10 protein-coding genes are annotated in these 10345 nt (G+C 49.6%); 6 read left to right on the top strand and 4 right to left on the bottom strand.

The window, feature by feature from the left end; translation table 11 throughout:
* Nucleotides 1-82: 82 nt before the first annotated feature.
* Complete coding sequence (locus FDW94_RS08545; RefSeq protein ID WP_008785383.1) at nucleotides 83-325, bottom strand: DUF2545 family protein; 243 nt, start codon at nucleotides 323-325, stop codon at nucleotides 83-85.
* Nucleotides 326-765: 440 nt separating this feature from the next.
* Here FDW94_RS08545 and lpxP point away from each other — a divergent pair, with 440 nt between their 5' ends.
* A complete protein-coding gene (gene lpxP, locus FDW94_RS08540) occupies nucleotides 766-1686 on the top strand; it encodes a kdo(2)-lipid IV(A) palmitoleoyltransferase (protein WP_020996694.1) in 921 nt (306 codons plus the stop codon).
* A 41-nt stretch (nucleotides 1687-1727) separates the two neighbouring features.
* Here the strand turns inward: lpxP and FDW94_RS08535 are convergent, their stop codons facing one another.
* Nucleotides 1728-2342, bottom strand: a complete 615-nt coding sequence (locus FDW94_RS08535; protein ID WP_032944115.1) for a lysozyme inhibitor LprI family protein — start codon at nucleotides 2340-2342, stop codon at nucleotides 1728-1730.
* A gap of 343 nt (nucleotides 2343-2685) precedes the next feature.
* Here FDW94_RS08535 and ypdK point away from each other — a divergent pair, with 343 nt between their 5' ends.
* A complete protein-coding gene (gene ypdK / locus FDW94_RS08530; protein ID WP_010723117.1) occupies nucleotides 2686-2757 on the top strand; it encodes a membrane protein YpdK in 72 nt (23 codons plus the stop codon).
* Nucleotides 2758-2824: 67 nt separating this feature from the next.
* On the opposite strand, the gene alaC is transcribed toward ypdK, so the two are convergent.
* Nucleotides 2825-4063 (bottom strand): alanine transaminase, encoded by a 1239-nt coding sequence (gene alaC / locus FDW94_RS08525; protein ID WP_008785386.1) that lies wholly within the window; start codon nucleotides 4061-4063, stop codon nucleotides 2825-2827.
* 387 nt (nucleotides 4064-4450) lie between these two features.
* Between alaC and FDW94_RS08520 the strand changes: the two genes are divergently transcribed.
* From FDW94_RS08520 to FDW94_RS08510, 3 genes are all read left to right on the top strand, one after another.
* Nucleotides 4451-6148 (top strand): sensor histidine kinase, encoded by a 1698-nt coding sequence (locus tag FDW94_RS08520; protein WP_008785387.1) that lies wholly within the window; start codon nucleotides 4451-4453, stop codon nucleotides 6146-6148.
* 14 nt (nucleotides 6149-6162) lie between these two features.
* Nucleotides 6163-6897: a LytTR family DNA-binding domain-containing protein gene (locus FDW94_RS08515; protein ID WP_003834866.1), complete on the top strand. Its 735-nt coding sequence runs from the start codon at nucleotides 6163-6165 to the stop codon at nucleotides 6895-6897.
* Nucleotides 6898-7020: 123 nt separating this feature from the next.
* Complete coding sequence (locus tag FDW94_RS08510; protein WP_137377447.1) at nucleotides 7021-8067, top strand: hypothetical protein; 1047 nt, start codon at nucleotides 7021-7023, stop codon at nucleotides 8065-8067.
* A 2-nt stretch (nucleotides 8068-8069) separates the two neighbouring features.
* On the opposite strand, the gene glk is transcribed toward FDW94_RS08510, so the two are convergent.
* Nucleotides 8070-9035 carry a glucokinase gene (gene glk / locus FDW94_RS08505; RefSeq protein WP_003028256.1) on the bottom strand — a complete coding sequence of 322 codons (966 nt, stop codon included), beginning with the start codon at nucleotides 9033-9035 and terminating at the stop codon, nucleotides 8070-8072.
* Between the two features lie 204 nt (nucleotides 9036-9239).
* Here glk and FDW94_RS08500 point away from each other — a divergent pair.
* The coding region (locus FDW94_RS08500) for an ion channel protein (RefSeq protein ID WP_249358358.1) at nucleotides 9240-10345 on the top strand (1106 nt) is incomplete at its 3' end.

Below are 10345 nucleotides of genomic sequence, written 5' to 3'. Positions count from 1 at the left end.
AGCGATGCTGGCACTTCGATAAACTCAGATAAATAATAAATAACTCAAAGTGATAATTTATTGCTAAACGTAAGATTGCAAATTATTGCTTACCATCCGCGACCATAAAGCGAATGATCAAACCACATGTCGGAGCAAGAAACAGGAATAATCCAGTTACCATTTCGTTACCATTGGTCAGCCGCATAGTAAAAACGTAAATTAATGCCGTAAGGATGGCCATGCCGAGAAAAGCGCTAATTGACGCCGCAGCGCCTATAACCTGCCAGATATAGCAACTGACGCACAGAATGCTCAGTATGAGAAAGGTCCAGAAATAGAGCATAGCGATACCTCCTGTCTGCCGTAAACTTAACGTAAGTCCTTACACTCCCTTAACTTTATATTCTAAGACAATTCCTATCTGCATGCAATTTGAGCAACATTTTATTCACAAAAATTATTCGACCGCTTACTATTACACTGTTTCTCCGTCGTTTATTTAATCATCATAAAAACAACGAATTATATATAGGCGAAATTTTGCCCTTAATCGCCCTAAAAACATTTACGAATCTTGAGTAATTATTTCTGGCTGACATTAATTTTCGGGTGTACATTGTGCGTCCGATCATTCATGCCCCCTCGTGGTTTTGTCCTGACTCAGTTTTACACTCTTTACAGGAACCAATGTCGTTCATGGCGGCCTAACGATCAGTGCAGAGTGTAAAGCGACAGGCAAAGAATCTTCGCGATACATCTATTTCGTATCAACAACAGGTGCTTATGTTCCCCCAATGTAAATTTTCACGCGCGTTTTTGCATCCGCGCTACTGGCTCACATGGTTTGGTGTTGGTGTGCTCTGGTTACTGGTACAGCTTCCCTATCCCGTATTGTGTTTTCTTGGTACCCGTACAGGAACGCTGGCTCGTCCATTTTTAAAACGCCGTGAATCTATTGCACGTAAAAATCTCGAACTCTGTTTCCCAAATCTGTCACAGGAAGAAAGAGACAAACTGGTCGATGAGAATTTCCGTTCGCTCGGCATGGGGCTGCTTGAAACAGGTATGGCCTGGTTCTGGCCGGACCGTCGGGTGCGCAAATGGTTTGATGTAGAAGGGCTGGACAACCTGAAGCGCGCTCAGATGCAAAATCGTGGCGTGATGGTCGTTGGCGTACACTTTATGTCGCTCGAGTTGGGTGGTCGCGTAATGGGGCTTTGCCAGCCAATGATGGCAACCTATCGTCCGCACAATAATAAGTTGATGGAGTGGATCCAAACCCGCGGTCGTATGCGCTCCAACAAGGCGATGATCGGCAGAAATAATCTGCGTGGTATTGTCGGCGCCCTGAAAAAAGGCGAGGCAGTGTGGTTTGCCCCCGATCAGGACTATGGTCGTAAAGGGAGTTCATTCGCCCCCTTCTTCGCAGTCAAAGACGTGGCGACCACCAACGGTACCTACGTGCTGTCACGATTATCGGGCGCAGCAATGCTGACCGTAACCATGGTGAGAAAAGCAGATAACACCGGTTACCGCCTGTTCATCACCCCAGAAATGGAAGGTTACCCGGCAGATGAAAGCCAGGCTGCGGCGTATATGAACAAAATTATCGAAAAAGAGATCATGCGTGCACCCGAGCAGTATCTCTGGATCCACCGTCGCTTCAAAACTCGCCCGATGGGTGAAGCTTCGTTGTATATCTAAAAAGAAAGGCCGTAAGGCCTTTCTTTTTTTCTACGGTTGAATTACTTAACGCCCCATTTGCTGTGCAGTTCAGCCATTCGCTCGTTGTAGTTGCGGGCGATGCAGGCTGATTTATCCTGTTCCTTCCAGCACTCGTTACGCCCTTTCACCCAACCGCGCTGCTCTGCTTTCAGCGTCGGGTTATTGCTCGATTTAACCAGCGCCTGCTTGTAGGCCCCGTTTAACGCTAAATCCATTTCTGAGAGCGAAGGACTCTGGCAGATAATCTCTTCGATACTGCCCTTTGCAACCGCAGCGCAGGAAAAAGAGGGTCCAGTGCTGGTCGATTTTTTGGCCCCAGAAAAGTCAATATTATCTTCAGGCAGGCATACCCCGTGCTTTCGATTCGGCCCACTCCAGGAAACGTCCGGATTTCCGTCATCTTTACGAGAAATAGAAACCGTATTGTTCCCGCTTTTGGCTTCCCAGTAATTTTCATTGAAGGCCTTCACCGTCGCCTTCGAGCCATCAATCCAAACATTGCCTTTGCCATCACTATTCACACCACCAATACTTGCGCAGCTGAAATTAAACGCCAACGGTGAGGCCGCCATCGACGTCAGTGGCGTAAAAACGAGTGCTAACATCATTAATCTGGTCATTTTTAACCTTTTCATTATCTCATTCCGCGAAAAATTAACCGCATTAACATCATGGCGATATGAGAATTCTCCGAGTAACCATTCCGTCGCTCAATAGCAATTTATTACCGGCAGAAATTAAACTGTCGCCGAATCACGACAGTTGTAAGTTATTAAAATTAAATAAAAAAATGCCTCTTGTCTCTCCTCATTTTTAGGCGTACATTAGCGCCGTCTGGAGCATTAAAGCTCAGAATTCTGAGGTGATGCAGCCAAGCAAATGAGGGGTATTCTCCCTTTCGTTCGCGAGTGCATCAGCTCTCTGTCAGGTAAGCATATGTTCATTTAGACGTACCTCAGGTACGCGGAGAGATGAAAAGTGAAATATTTCTTTATGGGCATTTCTTTTATGGTCATCGTTTGGGCCGGTACTTTCGCCCTGATGATCTAAATTAAAAGACGCAGCAAAAAAACAGGAGCCATCAGGCTCCTGTTTTGCATTTTGGGGGAACATTCTGTCAGTCGGTACTTTCAGAAGTCGATTTTGCACTGGTCGGTAACAGGCCATCTGCGCGAAACATCGCCTTGATGCCGCGAATAGCCTGGCGGGTACGGTCACGGTTTTCAATCAACGCAAATCGCACATGCGTATCACCATAATCACCAAACCCAATCCCTGGCGAAACGCATACCTTCGCTTCGTTCAGCAGCTTCTTGGCAAACTCAAGTGACCCCATCCCGGCGTATTGCTCTGGAATTTTCGCCCAAACGTACATTGAGGCCTTTGGCATCTCGACCATCCAGCCTGCTTCATGCAGTCCTTTGACCAGCACATCGCGACGACGTTTATATTGCTCAGCGATATCCCGCACACATTGCTGATCGCCTTCCAGCGCGGCAATTGCCGCAACCTGCAGTGGCGTAAAGGTCCCGTAATCGTGATAGCTCTTGATTCGCGCCAGCGCGTTCACCAGCGTTTTGTTGCCCACCATAAACCCGATACGCCATCCCGCCATGTTGTAGCTTTTCGACAGGGTGAAAAATTCAACAGCGACGTCGCGAGCGCCGGGTACCTGCATAATCGATGGTGCCTTCCAGCCGTCATAAACAATATCAGCGTAGGCCAGGTCGTGAACCACCAGCACGTCATAGCGTTTAGCCAGGGCCACCACTTTCTCAAAGAATTCCAGCTCGACGCACTGCGCGGTCGGGTTGGATGGGAAACCTAAGATCATCATCTTCGGCTTCGGGTAACTTTCGCGTATTGCGCGTTCCAGCTCATTAAAGAAGTCGACCCCCTCAACCAGCGGCACTGAACGCACCTGCGCGCCGGCAATCACCGCGCCATAGATATGGATGGGATAACTTGGGTTGGGCACGAGGACCGTATCACCGTGATCGAGTGTTGCCAGCATCAGGTGCGCCAGCCCCTCTTTGGAACCGATGGTCACAATGGCTTCGGATTCAGGATCGATCTCAACGTCATAGCGTTCCTGGTACCAGCGGGAAATCGCCCGACGCAAACGCGGAATGCCGCGTGAGGTGGAATAACCGTGAGTATCCGGGCGCTGCGCCACGGTACACAGTTTTTCGACAATGTGAGGAGGCGTGGCCCCATCCGGGTTCCCCATACTGAAATCGATAATATCTTCGCCGCGCCGACGCGCAGCCATCTTCAGTTCAGCGGTGATGTTAAAAACGTACGGGGGAAGGCGATCAATACGCGTAAAGCGACGTTCAGGGCGGGAGTCAGCCATAATATCCTCAGATTAACGTTAGCGCCCGGACCGTCCGAGCGACGCTGCCACGATGGTGGCACGTTTAGAAAATAGCCTGAATAATTTCCTTCTGTCGAGAGGCAAAACAAAATATTTTTTCCTGACGAAAAAGAGGAACAGCTGAGTAAAATGAGGAAATAACCATTTTCACAACCCGCCAAAAATTACCATCATTTAACATTTTGTTGTTAAATACATTACCTTGAACGCAGCACTCACAGGACAGGTATTGTAAATACAACAATCATGCAACAATCCCCTTTTAATATTATGGTTTTTCCCCATTAGCTCTGAACTGCGGGGGTGCTGGTCATCCTGCCTCAGGTTACCTATCATAGTGGTTTAACCCTTGCGCAAGAGTCACCCGTGCACGAAATATTCAATATGCTGCTGGCGGTATTTGACCGGGCAGCACTGATGCTGTTCTGTCTGTTTTTCCTGATTCGTATCCGCCTGTTTCGCGAACTGTTGCACAAGTCAGCCCACTCCCCAAAAGAGCTGCTCGCCGTTACCGCGATTTTCTCCATGTTTGCCCTGTTCAGTACCTGGTCAGGCGTACCGGTAGAAGGTTCTCTGGTCAATGTGCGTATTATCGCGGTCATGTCAGGAGGGATCCTGTTCGGTCCATGGGTTGGCATTATTACGGGGCTGATCGCAGGCACCCACCGTTACCTGATCGATATTGGCGGCGTAACTGCCCTACCCTGCTTTATTACCAGCATTCTGGCTGGCTGCATTGCCGGGTGGATCAACCGTAAGATCCCCAAAGCGCAGCACTGGCGCGCGGGTATTTTAGGCGGAATGCTGTGCGAATCACTGACCATGATACTGGTCGTCGCCTGGGCACCCACCACCGAACTGGGGCTGGATATTGTCTCAAAAATCGGTATTCCAATGATCCTAGGCAGCGTCTGTATTGGTTTTATCGTGATGCTGGTACAAAGCGTTGAAGGTGAGAAAGAAGCCAGCGCTGCAAAACAGGCCAAGCTGGCGCTGGATATCGCCAACAAAACGCTGCCGCTCTTTCGCCAGGTCAACAGCGAGTCGTTACGTCAGGTGTGCGAAATTATTCGCCACGATATCCACGCTGACGCGGTTGCCATCACCAATACTCAGCACGTTCTGGCCTATGTTGGCGTCGGAGAGATCAACTACCGCGATAACGATGACTTCGTCAGCCCCACCACGCAAGAAGCCATAAATCACGGTAAAATCATCATAAAAAACAATGATGAAGCGCATCGCACCCCGGAAATCCACTCTATGCTGGTGATCCCGCTTTGGGAGAAAGGCGTCGTAACCGGCACGCTGAAGATCTACTACTGTCACGCTCATCAAATCACTTCCTCGTTACAGGAAATGGCGATCGGTCTGTCGCAAATCATCTCCACCCAGCTTGAAGTCTCCCGCGCAGAGCAACTACGAGAAATGGCAAATAAGGCAGAGCTACGCGCGCTGCAAAGCAAAATAAATCCCCATTTTCTGTTTAATGCCCTGAACGCGATTTCATCGTCGGTACGCCTTAACCCGGACACCGCACGTCAGCTCATTTTTAATTTGTCGCGCTATCTTCGCTATAATATTGAATTAAAAGACGATGAGCAGATCGACATCAAGAAAGAGCTGTATCAAATCAAGGATTACATCACCATCGAACAGGCCCGCTTTGGCGACAAGCTGACCGTTATTTATGATATCGATGAAGAGGTAAGCTGTTTTATTCCCAGCCTGCTGATTCAGCCGTTGGTCGAGAACGCTATCGTCCATGGGATCCAGCCCTGCAAAGGGAAAGGTGTGGTCACTATCAGCGTTGCGGAGTGCGGCAACCGGGTACGGATTGCCGTACGAGACACGGGTCATGGTATCGACCCAAAAGTGATTGAACGGGTCGAGTCCAATGAAATGCCGGGCAATAAAATTGGTCTGTTGAATGTGCACCATCGCGTTAAGCTGCTCTACGGTGAGGGATTACATATCCGCCGTCTGGAGCCAGGCACAGAGATTGCCTTTTATGTACCTAATGTGCACTCGCCCGCAGCCGCGCCAACTACATTATTGCTTTAACCTGGAGTGAAGTCGTGAAAGTCATCATTGTTGAAGATGAATTCCTGGCCCAACAGGAACTGAGCTGGCTGATAAAAGAGCACAGCCAGATGGAGATTGTCGGCACGTTTGACGATGGTCTGGACGTGCTGAAATATCTCCAGCACAACCGCGTTGACGCCATTTTTCTGGATATTAATATTCCCTCGCTGGACGGCGTATTGCTGGCACAAAATATCAGCCAGTTCGCACATAAACCCTTTATTGTGTTTATTACCGCGTGGAAAGAGCATGCCGTTGAAGCCTTCGAACTGGAAGCTTTTGACTACATTCTGAAGCCGTACCAGGAATCACGCATTGTCAGTATGCTGCAAAAGCTGGAAGCCGCCTGGCAGCAACAGCAAACGGGAACGTCCCCTGTAAGTCCGGTGGCCCGCGAAAACGATACGATCAACCTGATCAAAGATGAGCGGATCATCGTGACCCCAATCAACGACATCTATTACGCTGAAGCGCATGAAAAGATGACGTTCGTCTATACGCGACGAGAATCATACGTCATGCCGATGAACATCAGCGAATTTTGCAGCAAACTGCCGGCTTCGCATTTCTTCCGCTGCCACCGCTCGTTCTGCGTAAATCTGAATAAAATCCGCGAGATCGAACCCTGGTTTAACAACACTTATATTCTGCGTTTAAAGGATCTGGAATTTGAAATCCCGGTTAGTCGGAGCAAAGTGAAAGAATTCAGACAATTAATGCATTTATAGTGCTGAAAAAGCGTGACGAATGGAGAGTACAGCGCACGCTTTCAGTTGTTTCCGCGACGAACGGGATAGCGGAACTAAGTTTGTAGTATATTGGTCGTCACTCTATTTTTTACAGGTGATGTCATGGCGAAGCTGAGCGAAAAATATCAACGTACATATCTACGCGAATACGCAAAAGAAGCGGAAAAAAACGCCCTGATATGGATAAGTACGGACGATTATTTAGCTGAGTGCCTGGATATTCATGAACAATGCCATCTGGATTATTCACTGCAACAACAGCTGAGTTCATGGCTTTTTATGCTGCGCATGAAGCGCAGCCCGGATTTATTAGGATATAAAACCGCGATACAGTCAAATGATATGGAATCTCTGCACTTATCCCTGCGACAGTCTGCGATGATTAAACATGTGACGCAGGGTGTGGACTCAGGCTGCGATCACAGTATTAATGTATGGACGACACTGGAGATTCTTGCCGCGGGTTTATTTGACCGAGTACCGCTCTTATTGCCTGAAAAATTGGGCATGAGTGATAACGGTCACCCTGTTAACCTGGCCATGACGAATTTAATGATGGCGTTGTGGTACAAACGCGCAGACTTTGCAGTGGATGCCAGAAAAAGAGCGCAAAAGGTACTGACCACGAAGCAAACAGCAAGCGATATGTTCATCCTCAGCTATCTGATGGCGCTCCTGGATGAGGATGTGACAGAAGCAGGCACACAACTCGATTTATATTGTAAAAGCGTGTCTGCATTGAGAGAACCTGGGCTCACTAAGCTCCATAAAATGTTCTGGCCATACGCGCACGGGTTATACAACCTGGCTTATATTGTGTTGGGCAAAGATAAAGCCAGCGCGATGCCGAAACCAACCGCAGAGTGTTTTATGGACGATCTGGCGGAATGGCAAAATAAACATAACTATCGCCATGGCCCGCTATTTATAGAATACCCTAAACCAATTGACCTTATTAACACCCTGATCTCATGCACGCCACCAGAATTTTGTTTGCATCAACCCTATCTGGATACCGATAAAAAATATAAAAACACAAGATACCTGCATGCCGATTTATTTGAACAACAGATGATCAAGATAATTTTAGAAAATATGAACAGCCAGGACGACAAGGCCGGAGAAGCGCTGAGCGCCATCCGGCCCTGACCTTACAAAATATGGCCCAGCGTCTGACGTAAATGCGCACCAGCGCCAAGTAGTCCAGGATTATCGTGCACGATCAGATACACCGGAATATCCTGCACGTAGGCTTTAAAACGGCCTTTATCTTCAAAACCACCGCGGAAACCCGACGCTTTAAAGAAGTCGAGGAAGCGCGGCACAATACCGCCGGCGATGTACACACCGCCAAATGTGCCCAGCGTTAACGCCAGATCGCCACCAAAACGTCCCATGATGACGCAGAACAGCGACAGCGCACGACGACAGTCAATGCAGGAATCTTCCAGCGCCCGTGCGGTGATATCCTTCGGCTGCAGATTTTCCGGCAGGCGTCCGTCAGATTTGACGATCGCGCGATACAGATTCACCAGTCCCGGACCAGACAGCACGCGTTCTGCGGACACGTGACCTATTTCCGCGCGCAGAACCTCAAGGATAATTCCCTCTTCCTCGCTGTTAGGCGCAAAATCCACGTGGCCGCCTTCACCAGGGAGGCTTACCCAGCGTTTATCCACGTGGACCAGATGCGCCACGCCGAGTCCGGTTCCTGCGCCATAAACCGCAATAGGTTTACCTTCAACAGGTTCCGCGCCACCAAACTGGATTAAATGCTCTTTTTTCAGCATCGGGATCGCCATCGACACAGCGGTGAAATCATTGATGATTTCCAGATGGCTGAAGCCCAGATTTTTTTTCATCTCAGCAATAGAGAACGCCCAGGTATGGTTGGTCATTGCCACCCAGTCGCCGGTTATCGGACAGGCAATGGCAATACAACCATCTTCAACGCTAACGCTATGCTCATCCAGGTACACGCGCACCACCGCCTCCAGACTTGGATAATCCAACCCGGAATAGGTTTTTGCCTGCGAAATCTCGCCGCTGGCAATATCGCACAGAGCAAGACGCGCGTTGGTGCCGCCAACATCCCCTACTAAAGCATATTTTGTCATTCTTCCACTGCTCCGCTAAAGTCAGAATAAATCTTTGCCACACTGTAAATTCATGGGGACATAACAACAACGGTCTGAAGGCTGATGCCCGTGGAAAATCGATCCAGATCACACAATTACTTTATCGTTTCAGCACCATTTGCAGCGATGTCGTCAGACAGGCTGTGCAAACTATGTCTATGACTCTGTTTTAAGGAATAGAAAATGCTCCATCCGCGAGCCAGAACGATGCTCTTGCTATCAACCCCAGCGCTAATCATTGGCATAGCGTCCAGCCTGGTGTTGATCGTTGTGATGAAAGTGGCTTCCGTTTTACAGCAGTTTTTGTGGGAACGTCTGCCTGTTAGCATCGGTATAGCCCAGGACTCTCCGGTCTGGATTATCGGTATGCTGACACTCACGGGGATCATGGTCGGGTTAGTAATCCGTTACAGCCATGGCCACGCAGGCCCGGATCCGGCCTGTGAACCGTTAATTGGTATGCCGGTGCCAACGTCAGCAATACCGGGCCTGCTGGCAGCACTAATCCTCGGCCTCGCGGGTGGCGTCAGTCTGGGTCCGGAACACCCCATCATGACCGTAAATATCGCTCTGGCAGTGGCACTTGGTAGCCGCATGTTTCCGCGCATTGCAAAGCTGGACTGGACCATTCTCGCCTCTGCCGGTACCATCGGCGCGCTATTTGGTACCCCCGTTGCCGCCGCGCTGATATTTTCGCAAACGCTGAATAGCTCAAACGATGTGCCCTTGTGGGATCGCCTGTTTGCACCGTTAATGGCCGCCGCCGCGGGTTCGCTAACCACCAGCCTGTTTTTTCACCCCCATTTTTCACTGCCCATCGCGCACTACACGCAGATGCACTTGATCGATATCCTCAGCGGCGCGGTTGTTGCTGCCATCGCCATTGCCGCTGGGATGGTTGCCGTCTGGTGTCTGCCGCGTTTGCACCATTTAATGCATCGATTAAGACACCCGGTGCTGATCCTCGGGGCAGGCGGTTTTATCCTTGGTATTTTGGGTGTTATCGGCGGGCCGCTTACCTTGTTTAAGGGACTGGACGAAATGCAGCAGATGGCGTTTAGCCAAACGCTGGGGACATCAGATTATTTCATGCTCGCCGTGATCAAACTAACGGCATTAGTGGTTGCAGCGGCGAGTGGTTTTCGCGGCGGACGAATCTTTCCGGCGGTATTCGTTGGCGTCGCGCTTGGCCTGATGCTGCACGCCCATGTTGAAGCGGTGCCGGCTGCCATCACGGTTTCTTGCTCTATTCTCGGGCTGGTGCTGGTCGTCACCCGTGACGCCTGGCT

It is taken from the genome of Citrobacter sp. wls757, from assembly GCF_005280935.1.
GTDB lineage: Bacteria > Pseudomonadota > Gammaproteobacteria > Enterobacterales > Enterobacteriaceae > Citrobacter > Citrobacter portucalensis.
The sequence above is the reverse complement of the archived record's forward strand: the minus strand, read 5'-3'. Positions and strand labels throughout refer to the sequence as shown.